Genomic DNA, 15,318 nt, shown 5'->3' with positions numbered 1-15,318 from the left:
GCAGACGTGGCCCACTAGCCGCACCACCGGGTCGGGTCAGTGGTCCGGGGTGCTTCGTACTGCCACACGTCGTGGAGGTCTCAGCGCAGGAGCTGAGTGCGGCATCCATGCCGTCGGCTGCTTGGGCCACCTGGTCAGCAGCCGGCTCCGCGCAGGCGAGGGCAGATGTCGGGGGAGCGGCTGTCTGCTTCCGACCGTTGGTTCCAGGCGGTCGTGAAATGAGGGGAGCTCGCAGAGACCGCCGTCGTCCGGATCATTCTCAACCCCGACGACGCCGGCCTCCTCGACCCATGGATCGATTCTGCGAGAAGAGAATCCTCAGGGGCGAGTTTCGCCCTCGTCGTTGCGACGGTTCACATCGGGGCGCTGATCCCCGGAGGGACGCGGCTCGTCAGTTGGGCGCTGGTTGTCACCAGGGCTCTGATCGCCGGCCGGGCGCTGGCCATCGGGCTGGTTGTTCTCCGACTTGCCATCGCTGCCGACTGCACGGTCGGCGGCGTCTCGGGCCTTCTGGATCTTGTCGGTGTGCTTGCCCTTGGTCAGGGACTCGGCGACCCCTGCTGCCTTGTCGAGAATCGAATCAGTGGCCTTCTCTCCCTTTTCGGAGTTGAGCTTTTCGCGAATCTTCGGGTCATTGGCCAGGTTCTTGGCCTTGTTGATGAACTTGTCGAATGGCATGATGTGGCCCTTCTCAGCAGACTGTCGTGTCATCGCCGATCTTAGTCACACTGACTGTGCTCCACCTGACTGCGCGACCCCACCGGAAGCTGCAGGCCCGCCAGCAGGTGCAGCTTTGTCGAGGCGCAGCACTGTCTCGAGCAGGACCTCGATTCCGGGCAGGATGTCATCGAGTTCGGTGAATTCCTCGGGACAGTGGCTGCGGCCGTCATGGGAAGGAACGAAGATCATGCCCACCTGCGTCTTGGCGGCGATGATTCCCGCGTCGTGGCCGGCACCGGAGAACATTGTGGCTCTGGAATGACCAAGGTCATCGGCCACCTCGGCGATGGTCGAAGTGATCGGTTCGTGCAGGGGAACGGGCGCATCGTCCGTCGTCCATTCCATCTCCACACGCACACCGCGCTGAGCAGCATTCTCCCCGGCGGCATCGGTGAGTCTGCGCTGTGCCTCATGCAGCCAAGAGCCGTCGGGACCCCGGAACTCGCCCTCGACGCTGGCATTGGCCGAGACGACGTTCACGGCTTCCGGAGTGAATTGGATCTGACCACTCGTGCCGCGGGTGTTCGTCCCCGACTCAGCGATCGATTCGACGGCGAGCACCGTGCCGGCAGCAGCACATCCTGCATCGGCACGGACATCCATCGGGGTCGTGCCGGCATGATCCTGGCGGCCGGTGAAGAGCGCCCTGAAGTGGTTGATGCCGGCGATCGTCTCGACGACGCCGATCTGCTTGCCGATCCGCTCCAGCTCGGGTCCCTGCTCGATGTGGAGTTCGAGGAAGGCGGTGACCTTCGAGAAGTCGTAGCGTGCGTCTAAGAAGGCTTCCGGGTCGATGCCGGAGTCCGGCAGAGCAGCGGCGAGGCTGCGGCCGGTGGTGTCGGTGGCGGTCAGGGTGGTGCGGTCGACGAGCCCGGTCATCGCCCGGGAGCCGACGCAGAAGAAGCCGAAATCGTTGGGCTCTTCGTTGAAGAAGACCACGATGACGAGGTCGTGGTCGAGTCGAACGTTGTTCTCCCGCAGCAGCCGCACGACCTCGATAGCACCGAGGACGCCGGTGATCCCATCGAAACGGCCCCCGCCGTCAACGGTGTCGGTATGGGACCCGAGCATGATCTCTCGCCCGCCGAGGCGACCGGGCAGTACTCCGATGACGTTTCCTGCCCCGTCGACTCGGGTCGCCAACCCTGCCTGCTTCATCAGGGTGCGGGCATAGTCGCGTCCGGCGATGTCGAACTCGCTCAGCGCCCGCCTCGTCCAGCCCGGACGCTCGGAATCGACGAGGGTTGCGAGTTCGGCGAGTTCGGAGCCGAAACGTTCGCCTACAGGCGTGATCGTGCTCATCGTTGAGCCTTTCTGGTGGTGCCGTCAGTGGTGGTGTGCGGTCCTCAGAGGTGGTCCACACCCAGACTAGCGCGCTCAGCCTTGCGGTACCGAGAGTTCCTGCTGCCCAAGATCAGCGTGGCCAACACAGCAGCGATGACCGAAGCGCTGAGGATTGCGACTTTCGCATAGTCGTGTTCGGGGGAGCCGGGGGTGAAGCTGAGTTCGGCGACGAGGAGGGAGACCGTGAACCCGATTCCCGCAAGCAGACCCACACCGGCCAGATCCGGCCACCTCAAACTCGGGTCCACGCCCGCCGAGGTGAATCTGGTGACCAGCCACGTCGACGCCAGGATCCCCACCGGTTTGCCGACGACCAGGGCCGCGATGATCGCAAAGGTCAACGGTTGGGAGAACGCAGTGGCCAGACCCTCGAGTCCGCCCACAGCCACACCCGCGGCGAAGAATGCGAACACGGGCACCGCGAGTCCTGCGGACAGCGGCCGCAGGCGGTGTTCGAGCACCTCGGCGAGGTTCGGGCGGTCATCGTCATCTGCCTGCCGATCCTGACCTCTGCGCCGCTGGCTGGCCAGGGCGGGGATCATGAACCCGAGGAGCACACCGGCAATCGTCGCATGGACTCCGGAGGCGTGCATGAGCGCCCAGGCGATGAGCCCAAGTGGCAGCAGAATCACCCACGCAGCCCAGGCTCGGTCCACGAAGAACGTTCTGAAGCGGGCGGCGATGAGACCGTAGACGACGATGACCGTGAGAGCTCCCAGGAGTGGAACGAGAGAGATGGTCTCGGTGTAGAAGACGGCGATGATGCCGATCGCCAGCAGGTCATCGACGGCGGCGAGGGTGAGGAGGAAGATGCGCAGAGACTTGGGCAGGTGGGAGCCGATGATCGCGAGGATCGCGACGGCGAATGCGATGTCCGTGGCCGTGGGAATCGCCCATCCGCGCAGCGTCTCCGGGTGGGAGATCAGGAGAACTGTGTAGATGAGGGCAGGGACGATGACGCCGCCGGCTGCGGCGGTGATCGGGACGATGGCCGTGCGGAGTCTGCGCAGATCTCCGTGGGTGAATTCGGTCTTCAGCTCCACCCCGACGAGGAAGAAGAAGATCGCGAGCAGGCCGTCGGCAGCCCAGGTTCCCAGGCTCAGCTGCAGGTGCCAGGCGGCGGGGCCGACCTCGACGTCTCTGAGAGCGAAGTATGTGTCAGCGAGGGGAGAGTTCGCCCAGATGAGAGCCACGACGGCGGCGATGACGAGGAGTCCGCCGCCGACGGTGTCCCTGCGCAGAGGTGCGAACAGGCGAAAGTCGGTGCCAGGTGCTGGAGATGATGAAGTCACGGTGTGTCCATTTCGTTGCCGGAAGATGTGCTTCTCCGGCCCGAATATGTGCGGGTGCTCTGTCAGAGCTGTCGGTGATCGAGCGCCGAGGCGCTCGTGCTCATGACGGTCTGCTCAGAACGTGGGCCGGAGTCGTTCTCCGGCCGGAAATGGAGCTGTCCCCGACAGCATCATGCCCCACGAAGTGATGTAGCCGTTGGTGCCCGGGTGTCCCAGGACCCACACCTTCGGTGTGAATACGGCGCCGAGCATTGTGGGAGTCATCACCATGAGTCTATGCGAAGACAGGCTGCTCTCGCACATTCACTCACGGCCTGCCTCGAGTCGTCCCCGGCTCATTTCACGGAGACGCCGGTGCCGTGGAGGCTGATCTCCAGACCGGCATCAGTGGCCTCGATGTCAGTGAGCTCAAGGCCGGCGGGCAGGAAATCGAGGTCGATGACGATGTCTGAGATCGACGAGGTCAGAAACGAAGGGAGCGAGTCGATGTCGACCTCAGCGGATCCGAGTCTGATCGTCGTGGCGTTGACCACCACGCGTCGTGACTCAGCCTTCGAATCGATGCCGATGAGCAGATCCTGTCCGAGCAGCGAGCCCTTGAGGTAGAGCCCGCCGTCGATCGTGGTGAATGCCATGCCCTCGGGCAGCGAGGCGTGTTCGGCGGCAAGCGAGTCGATCGTCGACAGCGGAATCACCGCGCTCGCCTCAACCGTGCCGATCGGGCGTGAGGCATCGATGGGAACGTCGAAGAGCGTGGCATCGACGTCGGTGAAGTCGACGTTCTCATACTGCGCCTGATCAGCAGTGACATGAACGGCGTCGAGAGTTCCCCCGGCCATCTGCGTCAGCACGGGGAAGCCCTCGACGTTGACATCGGCATCGCCGTAGGGCTCGAGACCGGCGGCGATCTTCTGTTCGGTGGTGAAGTCGACCACCCGGTCAGCGGCGATGAAGCCGATGAGGAGGGTCGCCACGACGATGACCGCGGTGACGATGAGCGTCGTCCGGCGAGATCTCCGTCGAGGTGGTTCGTGCGGGTATTCCAGAGTTCGGGCCGTCGTCATGGTCCCCATTCTCCCGGACAGCGATTGCCTGTGTCGTGTCGGGACCGACTCACGTATCGACGATGACCACGTCGAGAGTGCGCGGACCGTGGACGCCTTCGACACGTTTGAGTTCGATGTCGCTCGTTGCAGAGGGCCCGGAGATGAACGTCAGAGCCGCGTCCGGAGTCAGACGTGCGATCCCCTCGGGGACGATGTCGACGATATCTGCGACGCGGACGACGCACACGTGATGATCCGGCACGAGAGTGATCGCCCTCCTGCCGCACTCCGGGGATCCGTCGAGGACGATGGTTCCCGTCTGTGCGATCGCCACCGCAGAGGCGGTCACCACTGCCGCCTGTGCGTCGAGTTCGGGGATGGATAGTTCCTGACCGGGAGCATCGACCGAGATCTCACCGTTGAATGACGCCAGCCAGGAATGGTCGAGCCCGGGTGGGACGACGATGTTCGACCCCGAGTCGAGGAGTCCCGCGATGGTTGCGGCAGGATCCCCGCTGACGCGGTGGACGTTGGCCTTGTAGTCCTCCAACCTGTCCACGAGGAGTTCGATGAGTTCCTCACCCTCATGCGCACCCGTGCGGAGATAGTCCGCACTCTGATTGACGGTGCCGCCGCCGGCTGCGGGAGCGCCCGGATCCTTCGGAGCTGCGTCCGTGCCCGTTGCACGTGCCGGTGAAGCGGCGGGCACTGACTCGGAGACGGAGGAGACGTACTCGCCCCCACCTCGGCGACCGAGGGCCCGGTTGATGCGGCCGAGGATCTCTTCGCGTGCGGTGTCCGTCATCTCTCCTCGTCCTCTCCTGCTGCGCGGGCCTCATCCTCGGCCCACAGCTGTCTGAAGCTCTTCTCCGGCAGGGCAGGGATGTCGCGGCTCGAGGTCCACGCTCCGGCGATGCCGGGCAGCGAATTGATCGGATTTCCGCCGGTGGCCGCGTGGGCGATCGGCAGACCGGATTCGGCTGCGGCCATCCTCTTGCCATCGCTCATCATCCACGAGGCGCCGGTGAGTGCCGCGTCGAGTTGAGAGGAGACGGGGGAGTGGTTGGCCTCGACGTCCTCGCCGCGCAGGTGGACGAGGATCTCCGGGATGTTGATCTTGACCGGGCACACGTCGTAGCAGGCTCCGCATAAGCTCGAGGCATAGGGCAGCGAGCCGTTCTCCTCTGCTTCGACACCGGTCATCAGAGGCGAGAGGATCGCACCGATCGGACCCGGATACGTCGATCCGTAGGCGTGCCCGCCGGTGCGCTCATACACGGGGCAGACGTTCATGCAGGCCGAGCAGCGAATGCAGTTCAGCGCGCTGCGCCCGTGCTCATCGGCCAGAGCGCGGGTGCGTCCGTTGTCCAGGAGGACGAGGTGGACGTTCTGGGGCCCATCGCCGGGGGTCGTGCCCGTCCAGAACGAGGTGTAGGGGTTCATCCGCTCCCCGGTCGAGGACCGCGGCAGCAGCTGCAGGAAGACTTCGAGATCGTCGAAGCTCGGCAACAGCTTCTCGATGCCCATCACCGTGATCAGCGTCTCCGGCAGGGTCAGGCACATGCGGCCGTTGCCCTCCGATTCGACGACGCCGAGCGTCCCGGTGTCGGCGATGCCGAAGTTCGCTCCGGAGACTGCGACCTTCGTGGTCAGGAACTTGTGCCGCAGGTGTCTCCGGGCCGCCTCCGCGAGGACCGCAGGCTCATTCGTCAGCTCGCCTGCATCGGGCATCTTCTCCATGAAGATGTCGCGGATCTCGTCACGGTTGCGGTGGATGGCAGGCACCAGGATGTGGCTGGGCTTATCGTTGCCGAGCTGGACGATGAGTTCGGCCAGGTCGGTCTCGAAGGCGTCGATGTCCTGAGTCTCGAGATGCTCATTGAGTCCGATCTCCTGGGTCGCCATCGACTTGACCTTGATCACCTCACGGCGCCCGGACTCGAGCACAGGGGCGTTGGCCTCGACGAGTTCGGTGACGATGGCATTGGCCTCATCGGCATCCCGGGCCCAGTGGATGACTCCGCCGGCAGCGGTGAAGTTCTCTTCGAATTGCGCCAAATACTCGGGCAGATTCTCCATCACCTGGTTCTTCGCCCGAGAGCCTGCTTCGCGCAGGGCCTCCCAATCGTCGAGTTCCGCGACGACCTCGGAGCGTTTGTCGCGGATCGTGGCGGTCGCATGTCCGATGTTGTTGCGCAGCTGCTGATTCGACAGGTGCTGATGCGAGACCTTCGCGAAGGACTCGTCTTCGACGATGTTGCCCTGTCCGCCCGGGATCTCCTGGTCGTCGTGACGTGTGGACCGCAGCAGCGGCATCCCCAGAAAAGTCATCGCAGACTCCCTCCGCTCACGGTTGCTCCTTCGCTTTGGACACGCAGCGGGTTCTCCTTGGTCGACGCGAGAATCCGGGCCAAGTGGACCGCTGACTGACCGACACTCAGACCTGACTGCAGCCGGCTCGGCTCCTGCGGGCTCGTGCCTCTCTCGCCGGGGACGCGATGGTCGGCCTCGCTGGCACCGATGACCGCAGTCATGTCGTCCTTCTTCATGTGCACGGCGGTCACATCAGGGGTGCCCTCGAACTTCCCGGTGCGTTCGAACCGCGACATTCCGCCGCCGATGTGCAGTAGGCAGGAGGCATCCCCACCGGTGCACACCTCGGCGCCGGTCGAATGGATGGTGCGCACCTTGTCCGCGAGCATCGCTGAGGAGACTTCTGGGTTCTTCACCGAGAACGTCCCACCGAAGCCGCAGCAGGAGTCCGCCAAGGGCAGTTCGACGAAGTCGATTCCGTCGACGGATCGCAGCAGGTCACTTTGTCGCTGGCCCAGGCGCAGCAGACGCATCCCGTGACAGGACGGGTGGTAGGTCACACGGTGGGGGAAGTGCGAACCCAGGTCCGCGCCCGCGTCGGTGATGCCGAGGACATCGGTGAGCAGCTGGGAGAGTTCGTAGGTGCGACCGGCGATGTCGGCAGCCTCCGTGGCCAGAGCCTCATTGCCCATCCGCGTGGCGACCATGGGCTGCTGATGTCCCAGGGAGGCCACGCAGGAGGCCGAAGGTGCGACGGCGACGTCCCATTCGGTGCTCGAGAATGCGCGGGCGTGAGCGGCGATCACGGGCTCGGCCTGCGCGAACTTTCCCGAGTTGATGTGCATCTGGCCGCAGCAGGTCTGACCCTCGGGGAAGATCACCTCGTGACCCAGCCTGCGCAGAATCGTCACAGTCGCCTGCGCGACCTCCGGATACATGGCATCGATGATGCACGTGGCGAACAGTGCAACCTTCATCTGACCTCCAAGCCGAGTTGCCTGCAGTGCCAAGAATCGGATCCGGGGCATGATCCCTGAGCGGGGACCGCTCGAATGCGACGGAAGTGGTTCTTGTCACAAATGTGGTCAGACCATAACATAGTGGGATGTCCCAGCAAAGACCTCGGCGCCGATGCCGTTGACGACCGCGCAGATACCGGGCGTGCTGCCGAACTCGCGGACGGTGAAAGGGCAATTACGATGAATAAGGCTTATGAAATAGTCCTTGCCGGAATCGAGCGTGCATTCCTCGACGGCAGTCTCACCCTCGGAGATCGGCTGCCGGGGGAGAGGAGCCTGGCCGAGCGTTTCGACGTCTCTCGGTCGAGTGTGCGAGAGGCCATCCGCATCCTCGACGCCGTCGGCCTCATCCGCTCCGCTGTCGGATCGGGGCCAGGAGCCGGATCGGTCATCGTCTCCGAACCTGCGGTGGGCCTGTCACGGGCACTGAAGCTTCACGTCTCGGCCCGGCATATCGTCCCGGCAGACGTGCTGACGACGCGTGTCGTCCTCGAATCCGATGCGGTCGCCAGCGCCGCGAAGGCCGTCGCCCACGACGAGACCGGTCCGAACGCACGGACACCTGGACCCAGCGAAGTCCACCTCAGACGAGCCGGTGAACTCCTGGCCGAGATGCGCGACCCCGGCATTGCAAAAGAGCGCTTCCACGATCTCGACGCCAGATTCCATCGTGAACTGTGCGCCGCGGCAGGAAATCCGGTCACCGACATCATCCTCGCCTCACTGTCGAGCAGCATCCTCGACTATGTCTCCGCGGCTGCAGCCGCCACCGACGACTGGTCCTGGGTGCAGGCCGAACTCACGAGGCAACACGCCGGTCTCCTCGACAGCATTCTCGCCGGCGATGCCGACCGGGCCCGGCGCGAATGCGCGGCCCACATCCACTGGTTCGCCACGACCACAGGCATCGACGCAGCTGATCGCTGACCGGAAGATGCGACCACCTGACCTTAGGATTGGCACCATGAACTCGCAGCGCACGAAGAACATCAGGACCGTCTCCTCCCGCCTCAACTCATTCCACTCGGCCATGTACTTCTCCGAGACCGTGGGCCGGGAATATGCCAAGCACGGACTCGAGCCCGGGGTCGAAGGGAATCTGGTGGCACGATCTGCCCCGCTGGGTCGTGTGAACGCCGGCGTCGTCAGCGCCGCCTACTACAACTACTCACATTCCTACCTCTCAACCCAGTTGCCGAAGCTGTGGGACAAGGTCTCTCCCGAGACTATGGTGCAGGTGCGCTTCGATGCAGTGACCGCCTTCATGGCTGAGCTCTTCGACGCTCGCGAGGACATCGCTCTGCTCACCGAGGCGGCCACGGAGCTGGTCACGGCCATGGCCCCGGTGCTGGCGAACATGGATTTCTCGGGCCGGGCACTGGCTCAGGCCACGGCAGACGCACTCGCCGCGCATCAGCCGAAGACCGCATTCGAGCAGCTGTGGAACGTGGCCACCATCGCCAGAGAATTCCGCGGAGACGGTCACGTCGCCTCGCTCGTGACTGCGGGTGTTCCAGGCATCGACGCACTCATGCTCGACGTCGCCACGGGCGCCTCCTTCAAACCGCGTGCGGCGCAGAAGACTCGCGGATACACCGATGAGGAATGGAAGGCTGCGCAGGCACGCCTGGTCGAAGCCGGTCTCCTCACCGTCGATGAAGACGAACGCGGCTTCGACTTGCCCGCCATCACCGATGCAGGACGTGACCTGAAGGAACAGGTCGAACAGCTCACCGACGGCACCGTGGCCGCCGCCTGGTCAGCATTGACCGATGAGGAGATCGAGGCTCTTGTGTCTCCCAGCCGCAGTCTGATCAAGGTGCTGGCGCAGTCAGGAGCCTTCCCGTCCTCGGTCTTCGCCCAGCCGGCGAAGAAGACCAGCTGAGGCGCGGTTCAGCGTCGAGCCGATGCCCGCTCCACATGTGAGCGGGCATGCTCGATGGCACTGGGCAGATCATCGAAGAGATGCCTGTTGTCCCTGAGTGCGCGAAGGACTCCGACGTGCCGGAACAGATCGACGTGGGAGTCCTTGACCCCCTTGATGAGCACCGTGATCCCGCGGCGTTCGAAGGCGTGCACCACCTCGGCGAGGATGCGGGCGCCGGAGGCATCGACGAGTTCGAGCTGGGACATCCGCAGGATCACCACCGCGTTTCCGTCCAACTCCATGACTTCGTCGAAGATGCGGTCGGACGAGGCGAAGAACAGCGGCCCATCGAAGCGCACGATCGAGATCGAGTCATCACCGGGATGTGCGGAGGGTCCGGTGGAGACCTCTTCGATCGTGACTCCGGTCGTCCGGGAGAGGTTGCGCAGAGCAAAAGCGGCAGCCACGGCCATTCCGATTCCGACGGCGATGATGAGGTCGAAGGAGATCGTGATCAGCGCGGTGACGATGAAGCCGGCGGCGTCTGAGCGCGTCGAGCGCATGATGGCTCGGACCGTGGTCAAGTGAACCATCCGCACGGCGGTGACGAAGAGGACTCCGCCCAGAGCCGCGAGGGGAATCTGCCCCACCGGTGCTGCTGCGGCGAGGACGATGGCGAGTAGGACGAGGGCGTGCACGATCGATGCCAGCCTGGTGCGACCACCGGCACGGATATTGACAGAGGTGCGGGCGATCGCGCCGGTGGCGGGCATTCCGCCGAAGAGCGAAGAGCCGATCGACGCGATTCCCTGTCCGACGAGCTCCCGGTCGGGACGGCAGGCACCGGAGGCCGACATGGAAGAGGCCACCCGGGCAGAGAGCAGCGATTCGATGGCGGCCAGCGCGGCGATCGTTCCCGCGGCCGGCAGCAGCCCGCCGATGGCGCCGAGGTCGATGTCGGGGATGCTGGGCAGCGGCAGCGATCGTGGAATCTCTCCGATGGTCGCGAGGGGGTTGGGGAGGAGTGCGGCAAGGACCGTGACGATGATGATGCCGACGAGCGATCCGGGGATCGAGGGATGGATCTTCGGCGCGATGGCCATGCATGCGACGACGATCGCGACCGCCGTCAGCGAGTAGGGCAGATAGGACCAGTCGGCCTCGCCGATGAGCTGGCCGGCCGCGACAAGTGCGTTCGTGCTGTGCTCACCAGGCTGCGCATCGGTCGCCGTCGTGACGAATGGGATCTGCTGCAAGAAGATGATGGCCGCGATTCCCAGGGTGAATCCCTCGATCACGGGCCAGGGGATGAAAGAGACCGCACGTCCCAGACGCAGCAGTCCGGCGGCGACGACGATGATCCCGGCGATGAGCGTCACCGTCACCACAGCCTCGGCGCCCTGGGTGGCGACGATGGGCACGAGCACGACGGCCATGGCGCCGGTCGGTCCCGAGATCTGAACGTGCGAACCGCCGAAGACCGCAGCGAGGAGGCCCGCCACGATCGCAGTGATCAGGCCCTGCTCCGCGGTGAGTCCTGAGCTCACACCGAAGCCGAGCGCCAGCGGAAGTGCGACGATGCCGACGGTGACGCCGGCGACGAGGTCCTTCGGCCATGACCGGCGGGTCTCGCGGTAGTCAGAGACGCCGGGCAGCAGTGAGCGTGCCCGTCTCAGGCCGCTGAGTATGGCCGCCGAGGCGGTGGCCGATGAACTCATGAAGCGGACTCGCTGGCGGACGCGGGACGGCTGGGAATCTGCGGCAGCGTCTGGGCCTCGGCCAGGCGACCCTCGTCGTATTCGAGCATCGACAGCAGCAGTGACCGGGCCGCGGAGAGCAGCTCGGCGGTGCGCCGGTCGGCCAGACGGTAGTAGACATGACTGGCCCGCCGCTCGGATTCGACCAGACGGTGTCGGCGCAGAACGGCGAGGTGCTGGGACAGGTGGGAGGCTTCGAGCTCAGTCTCGGACTGCAGGTCGGTGACGCTGACCTCCGGAGCACCGGCAAGGAGTTCGAGGATCCGAATCCGATAGGGGTGGGCCAACCCTTTGAACAGGTTCGCCTTGACCTCATAGAGAGGGCGCTGCTGGTGACTTAGTGGCATGATGAAATCATCATTTCATATGATCGCCTGAAGCGGCGAATGGATCTCAGAGTGATTCAGCGGGAGATGTGTGAGCCCACCTCGGCGGCGATGGACTTCGCCTCGTCCGATGTTGGGCCTTCGGCGGAGAAGACGGCCCGGCGGTAGTACTGGAGCTCCACGATCGAATCGAGGATGTCGCCGAGTGCGCGATGGCCGCCATGCTTCTCCGGGGACTGGAAGTAGGCACGAGGGAACCACTGCTTGCTCAGTTCCTTAATGGAGGACACGTCGATGATCCTATAGTGGAGGTGATCGACGAGCTCGGGCATCTGCTTCGTGAGGAAGACCTTGTCGGTGCCCACCGAGTTGCCGCCCAGCGGTGCCTTGCCCGATTCCGGGACGTGCTTCTTGATGTACTCGAGCACCTGAGTCTGCGCCTCGGCGACCGTCGTGCCAGCATCGAGTTCGGTGATGAGTCCTGAGCTCGTGTGCATCTGGGTGACGAAGTCGTTCATGTTCTCCAGCGCCGCGGCGGAGGGTCTGATGACGATGTCGATGCCCTCGTCGAGGGGGGTGAGGTCGAAGTCGGTGACGACAGCCGCCACTTCGATGAGCTCGTCCCTGACTTCGTCGAGGCCGGTCATTTCACAGTCGATCCACACAATTTTGTCGTTGCTCACCAGTCCAGCTTAAGGCAGAGTGGCGACTCTGAGCATTTCGTCTGGCTGTGCGCACCGACACACGCTGAGTACACGCACAAAACCAATACGCGCGCAGTGACTTAAACTTGGACTGTCCCACGAGTGAACGTGGGGCCAGAAGACACTTTGTTGAGGGAAGGGTTCGTACGTGCGCTACACACTTGCTGTGATTCTCATGGTGGTGGGTGTCGTTGTCGGAGGCCTCGGTGTTCTGCAGAAGACCCTGTGGGCGCCGGACGACCAGATCACCGCCACCACAGAGATCGATGCAGACACACCGGCCGTCGTCATCGACCCCGGCATGCTCAATCTCTACGAAACCCCCGCAACACTCGAAGTCAAGGGCTCCGGGGATCTCACGATCGCTCAGGCGCCTGCCGAGAACGTCGATGCCTGGGTGGGCGACTCAGCCTCTGCGCATGTGACCGGTCTGGCACCCGAGGGCAAACTGACGGTGAAGGCCCAGGACGGCAAGGCCAAGGTACCCAACCCGGCCGGGGCGGACCTCTGGACCTCCGAAGTCACCGGAACCGACTCCGTGACCCTTGATTGGACTGATGACGCGAACCGGACAGGCTTCCTCATCGCCGGCAGCGGTGAGCCAGGCGACGTCAAGACCGTCACCATCTCTTGGCCCAGCCATGCGGAGACCCCGTGGGCCATTCCGCTGATGATCATCGGCGGTGCGCTGTTCGTCGGCGGCATCGTCGTCCTCTTCTTCAACCGCAACAGTGCGAAGAAGGAGAAGAACCGGCGCACGGCCCGTCAGGAGCGCCGTCGCAAGCTGGCGGAATACGGAACCGCATTCGCGATCGTTCCGGTTCTGGCTCTCAGTGCCTGCGGGCCTGAAGAGCTGCCCAAGCCTGAGCCTTCGGAGGCCCCGAGCTCTGCCGCAGCCGGAGTCAATGACGACCAGGCCAAACGGATCCTCGACTCCGTGGCCGAAGACATCAAGGCCGCCGACAAGGGCACAGACAGCACCGAGCTGAAGAAGAGCGCTGCAGGGCCCGCCCTGCAGCAGCGCGAGGACGCCTACAAGGTGAAGAAGAAGGTCAAGGATCAGAAGCTGCCGCCGGCAGTGGCCAATGAGAAGGTCGTCGTCAACTACACCGCTGCCACCGACTCCTGGCCGCGCATGACCAGCCTCATCACCTCGGCGGGCAAGGATACCCAGCTGCTCGTCCTGACTCAGGAAGATCCCCGCTCCGATTACAAGCTGTGGTCGCAGACCCAGCTGGTCCCGGGCACGGAGCTGCCGGAGATCCCCGATGCCAGGCAGGGTTCGCAGCTCCTTGATCCCAAGACCAAGGACTTCGCGATGACACCGGAGAAGGCCGTGTCCGACTACGCGAAGGCGCTGGGCTCGGGGAAGGACTCGAAGGAAGCGAAGAAGTTCGAATCCGATGACTTCTCGAAGTCGATCTGGAAGAACCAGCAGGCGCAGAAGCAGAGTGCAGAAGAGGGCAAGGCCGAGGTCAAGTACAAGTACACGCCCGGCAAGGAGATCGTCGCGCAGGGAACTGCAGGCGATGCCGCTGTCGTCACCGGAGTCATCGAGGCCGAATCCACGATCTCTCCGGAATCCGTTGACCAACGCACCGGTACCCTGACGCTCTCGAGCCCGCAGAAGGAACTGACCGGATCCGACAGCACCCAGCAGCCGGTGACGACGAAGACGACTCAGGTCCTGACGTTCCTCGTGCCCAAGGACGGCAAGGCGCGACTCATCGGCGGACTGGAGACACTCAGCGGAGCCGAACTGGATTAGTCCGAACTGGAAGAATAGTCGCAGGCCCGGCGGTGTTGATACGTTCTATGCTGGATGTCATCAGCACCGTCCGAGCTTGAGAGTTTCCCACGAACGTCTGGACCAGAGAGCTCCCGACGGACGCGCACCGTAGAAATTCGCACTTCCCGCAACAAAGGAGACCACGTGTCAATGGATCCCTCGCAGGACAACACGCAGCCCAACCAAGGACTCGATCTGTCCGCGGTGCGCAGCAGAAACCTGCCCCATGAGGAGCAGGCCGGTGGACAAGGACAGGCCGCCGGCGGACCTGCTGACCCGAATGCGGTTGCCGTGCCGGCGCTGACCTTCGACGTCGACGAGGCCAGCTTCACCGAGGTCGTCGCCATGTCGGATCGGGTTCCCGTCGTCATCGACCTGTGGGCGGACCGGAGCGAAGCGGCCAAGCAGCTCTCGCCGATCGTCCAGCGTGTCGTCGAATCCTTCGGCGGCCGACTGGTGCTGGCCCGGGTCGACGTCGATGCCAATCCGCGACTGCAGCAGGCCTTCGGGGTCGAGTCGATTCCGAATATCATCGCCATCGTCAAAGGTCAGCCCGTCCCTCTGTTCCAGAGTGCACTGCCCGAGCAGCAGGTGAAGGCCTACTTCGATGAGCTGATCAAGCTCGCCGGAGAGAACGGCGTCACCGGACACGCCGTCGTCGCCGGAGCCGAGCAGGAACCAGCAGGCCCTGCTCACCCGGAGGCCGAAGAGGCGCTGAGCCGGGGAGACTTCGACACCGCCGAATCCCTGTTCAAGACAGCTTTGGCCGCGTCACCGGCCGATGAGGAAGCGAAGTTCGGTCTGGCTAGAGCCGGACTGGGCCGCCGCCTCATCGACGCCGATCCGCAGCAGCTCGTCGCCACCGCAGATGCGAACCCGAAGGACACCGAGGCGGCCAAGGCGGCTGCCGATGCAGAGGTCGTCGGAGGCAACCCGAGCAGTGCCTTCAACCGACTGATCTCACTGATCCGCGTCAGCGCGGGCGACGAGAAGGAAACGCTGCGACTGCGGGTTCTCGAACTCTTCGAAGTCCTGGGTGCGGATGATCCGGCCGTGACCAAGGCACGCACAGCATTGATGAGGGCCTTGTTCTGATCCAGAGAATCCGTCTCACCACAGCCATACTGTTCGCGTTCGCAGC

Annotated in this window: 15 protein-coding genes; 4 read left to right on the top strand and 11 right to left on the bottom strand. The window is 64.2% G+C overall.

The features are described 5' to 3' along the window. Positions 1-318: 318 nt before the first annotated feature. The 8 genes from JTF07_RS01450 to JTF07_RS01415 all read right to left on the bottom strand — a co-directional run bounded on the left by JTF07_RS01450 (position 319) and on the right by JTF07_RS01415 (position 7,692). On the bottom strand, positions 319-711 hold the full coding sequence (locus JTF07_RS01450) for an antitoxin (RefSeq protein ID WP_252199219.1): 393 nt from the start codon (positions 709-711) through the stop codon (positions 319-321). Between the two features lie 12 nt (positions 712-723). Further along, the gene (locus tag JTF07_RS01445; protein ID WP_204232559.1) at positions 724-2,022 is read right to left on the bottom strand and encodes a M20 family metallo-hydrolase; all 1,299 of its coding nucleotides are present in this window, start codon (positions 2,020-2,022) and stop codon (positions 724-726) included. Positions 2,023-2,066: 44 nt separating this feature from the next. After that, complete coding sequence (gene nhaA / locus JTF07_RS01440; protein WP_353843844.1) at positions 2,067-3,356, bottom strand: Na+/H+ antiporter NhaA; 1,290 nt, start codon at positions 3,354-3,356, stop codon at positions 2,067-2,069. A 114-nt stretch (positions 3,357-3,470) separates the two neighbouring features. Then, positions 3,471-3,620, bottom strand: a complete 150-nt coding sequence (locus JTF07_RS01435; RefSeq protein WP_186293043.1) for a hypothetical protein — start codon at positions 3,618-3,620, stop codon at positions 3,471-3,473. A gap of 71 nt (positions 3,621-3,691) precedes the next feature. Continuing rightward, positions 3,692-4,420, bottom strand: a complete 729-nt coding sequence (locus JTF07_RS01430) for an LmeA family phospholipid-binding protein (protein ID WP_204232558.1) — start codon at positions 4,418-4,420, stop codon at positions 3,692-3,694. A gap of 49 nt (positions 4,421-4,469) precedes the next feature. Beyond that, the gene (locus JTF07_RS01425; protein WP_204232557.1) at positions 4,470-5,207 is read right to left on the bottom strand and encodes a LutC/YkgG family protein; all 738 of its coding nucleotides are present in this window, start codon (positions 5,205-5,207) and stop codon (positions 4,470-4,472) included. Next, positions 5,204-6,733: a lactate utilization protein B gene (locus tag JTF07_RS01420; protein WP_502710950.1), complete on the bottom strand. Its 1,530-nt coding sequence runs from the start codon at positions 6,731-6,733 to the stop codon at positions 5,204-5,206. Before JTF07_RS01420 ends, JTF07_RS01425 begins: the two co-directional genes overlap by 4 nt. Then, positions 6,730-7,692 (bottom strand): (Fe-S)-binding protein, encoded by a 963-nt coding sequence (locus tag JTF07_RS01415; RefSeq protein WP_204232556.1) that lies wholly within the window; start codon positions 7,690-7,692, stop codon positions 6,730-6,732. The genes JTF07_RS01420 and JTF07_RS01415 overlap by 4 nt, the downstream gene beginning before the upstream one ends. A 123-nt stretch (positions 7,693-7,815) precedes the next feature. Between JTF07_RS01415 and JTF07_RS01410 the strand changes: the two genes are divergently transcribed. Together JTF07_RS01410 and JTF07_RS01405 are read left to right on the top strand one after the other, a co-directional pair. Continuing rightward, entirely contained in the window at positions 7,816-8,661 is an 846-nt protein-coding gene (locus tag JTF07_RS01410) for a FadR/GntR family transcriptional regulator (RefSeq protein WP_204232555.1), read from the top strand. 37 nt (positions 8,662-8,698) lie between these two features. Beyond that, positions 8,699-9,619, top strand: coding sequence for an SCO6745 family protein (locus JTF07_RS01405; RefSeq protein ID WP_204232554.1), 921 nt, complete (start codon positions 8,699-8,701; stop codon positions 9,617-9,619). An 8-nt stretch (positions 9,620-9,627) separates the two neighbouring features. Here the strand turns inward: JTF07_RS01405 and JTF07_RS01400 are convergent, their stop codons facing one another. From JTF07_RS01400 to orn, 3 genes are read right to left on the bottom strand one after another with little or no spacing between them, the layout of a single operon-like run. Then, the gene (locus tag JTF07_RS01400) at positions 9,628-11,319 is read right to left on the bottom strand and encodes a SulP family inorganic anion transporter (RefSeq protein ID WP_204232553.1); all 1,692 of its coding nucleotides are present in this window, start codon (positions 11,317-11,319) and stop codon (positions 9,628-9,630) included. Continuing rightward, positions 11,316-11,705 carry an ArsR/SmtB family transcription factor gene (locus JTF07_RS01395; protein ID WP_204232552.1) on the bottom strand — a complete coding sequence of 130 codons (390 nt, stop codon included), beginning with the start codon at positions 11,703-11,705 and terminating at the stop codon, positions 11,316-11,318. Before JTF07_RS01395 ends, JTF07_RS01400 begins: the two co-directional genes overlap by 4 nt. A 56-nt stretch (positions 11,706-11,761) precedes the next feature. Beyond that, the gene (gene orn, locus JTF07_RS01390; protein ID WP_143922404.1) at positions 11,762-12,367 is read right to left on the bottom strand and encodes an oligoribonuclease; all 606 of its coding nucleotides are present in this window, start codon (positions 12,365-12,367) and stop codon (positions 11,762-11,764) included. A gap of 169 nt (positions 12,368-12,536) precedes the next feature. On the opposite strand from orn, the gene JTF07_RS01385 reads away from it, so the two are divergent. Continuing rightward, the gene (locus JTF07_RS01385) at positions 12,537-14,156 is read left to right on the top strand and encodes a hypothetical protein (protein ID WP_204232551.1); all 1,620 of its coding nucleotides are present in this window, start codon (positions 12,537-12,539) and stop codon (positions 14,154-14,156) included. Between the two features lie 171 nt (positions 14,157-14,327). Then, entirely contained in the window at positions 14,328-15,272 is a 945-nt protein-coding gene (locus tag JTF07_RS01380; protein ID WP_204233545.1) for a tetratricopeptide repeat protein, read from the top strand. The last annotated feature ends 46 nt before the right edge of the window (positions 15,273-15,318 follow it).

Origin of the sequence: Brevibacterium sp. RIT 803 (assembly GCF_016892625.1) — a bacterium.
Taxonomy (GTDB): domain Bacteria; phylum Actinomycetota; class Actinomycetes; order Actinomycetales; family Brevibacteriaceae; genus Brevibacterium.
Note: the sequence above shows the minus strand (reverse complement) of the source record. Positions and strands in the feature narration are given on the sequence as shown.

Excerpts from the sequence above, each read along its gene's own strand:
- JTF07_RS01435 (WP_186293043.1), bottom strand. The coding sequence starts at position 3,620 with ATGACTCCCACAATGCTCGGCGCCGTATTCACACCGAAGGTGTGGGTC.
- JTF07_RS01430 (WP_204232558.1), bottom strand. The coding sequence starts at position 4,420 with ATGACGACGGCCCGAACTCTGGAATACCCGCACGAACCACCTCGACGG.
- JTF07_RS01395 (WP_204232552.1), bottom strand. The coding sequence starts at position 11,705 with ATGCCACTAAGTCACCAGCAGCGCCCTCTCTATGAGGTCAAGGCGAAC.
- JTF07_RS01450 (WP_252199219.1), bottom strand. The coding sequence starts at position 711 with ATGACACGACAGTCTGCTGAGAAGGGCCACATCATGCCATTCGACAAG.
- JTF07_RS01380 (WP_204233545.1), top strand. The coding sequence starts at position 14,328 with ATGGATCCCTCGCAGGACAACACGCAGCCCAACCAAGGACTCGATCTG.
- JTF07_RS01405 (WP_204232554.1), top strand. The coding sequence starts at position 8,699 with ATGAACTCGCAGCGCACGAAGAACATCAGGACCGTCTCCTCCCGCCTC.
- JTF07_RS01425 (WP_204232557.1), bottom strand. The coding sequence starts at position 5,207 with ATGACGGACACCGCACGCGAAGAGATCCTCGGCCGCATCAACCGGGCC.
- JTF07_RS01400 (WP_204232553.1), bottom strand. The coding sequence starts at position 11,319 with ATGAGTTCATCGGCCACCGCCTCGGCGGCCATACTCAGCGGCCTGAGA.
- JTF07_RS01415 (WP_204232556.1), bottom strand. The coding sequence starts at position 7,692 with ATGAAGGTTGCACTGTTCGCCACGTGCATCATCGATGCCATGTATCCG.
- JTF07_RS01445 (WP_204232559.1), bottom strand. The coding sequence starts at position 2,022 with ATGAGCACGATCACGCCTGTAGGCGAACGTTTCGGCTCCGAACTCGCC.
- JTF07_RS01420 (WP_502710950.1), bottom strand. The coding sequence starts at position 6,733 with ATGACTTTTCTGGGGATGCCGCTGCTGCGGTCCACACGTCACGACGAC.